Origin of the sequence: Streptomyces sp. GbtcB6, from assembly GCF_019091475.1 — a bacterium.
Classification (GTDB): Bacteria; Actinomycetota; Actinomycetes; order Streptomycetales; family Streptomycetaceae; genus Streptomyces; species Streptomyces hyaluromycini.
In genome coordinates this window covers 1-515 of the sequence record NZ_JAGXJL010000193.1, presented here as the reverse complement: position 1 = coordinate 515, position 515 = coordinate 1, and the positions used below count along the sequence as shown (strand labels likewise).

1 protein-coding gene is annotated in these 515 nt (G+C 66.8%); it reads right to left on the bottom strand.

Features of this window, described 5'->3' with window-relative positions; translation table 11 throughout:
* Positions 1–241: 241 nt before the first annotated feature.
* Positions 242–515: hypothetical protein (locus tag KVT45_RS55130; RefSeq protein WP_217562668.1), on the bottom strand; the 274-nt coding region annotated here is incomplete at its 5' end.

Genomic DNA, 515 nt, shown 5'->3' with positions numbered 1-515 from the left:
CCGAACTCGAAGCCGCTGCCGCCTCGCGCACCGAACAGACCCCCGATGAACAGCCCCCGGCCGACCACGGCGCAGTGTCGTAGGCGCCCTACACCACGGAGCCCTTGGAATCGCAGGCCGGTCTAGATGATCAATTCCAAGGGGTGCCTGCGGAGGGTGTGGGGTGGGTGGCGGCCGAAGTCACCGCGAGACGGTCAGGCGGCGGGCTGCCGGTCCTGGTTGTCGAGGTGGCAGCGGGCGGTCAGGCGTCAGGGTCGACTTCGGGGTGCGTGAACCGCACGGGCTTGTCCAGCGACCGGGCGTAGGCGATTTCGGCTCGGGTGCTGTCTCCGATGTAGTCGCCGACTACGAGCACCTCATCAGCGAGCCGGATCTTCGCCCGGTGCAGATCGTCGAGTCGATCCTTCAGCGCCTCGGCCTCGACGGGATCGGACCAAAGTTCGTGCGGCGACTTCATGTCACAGCCCGGTTTGACGACGATCTTTCCGGCTTTGGTCTCCCGCAGATCGGCCTCG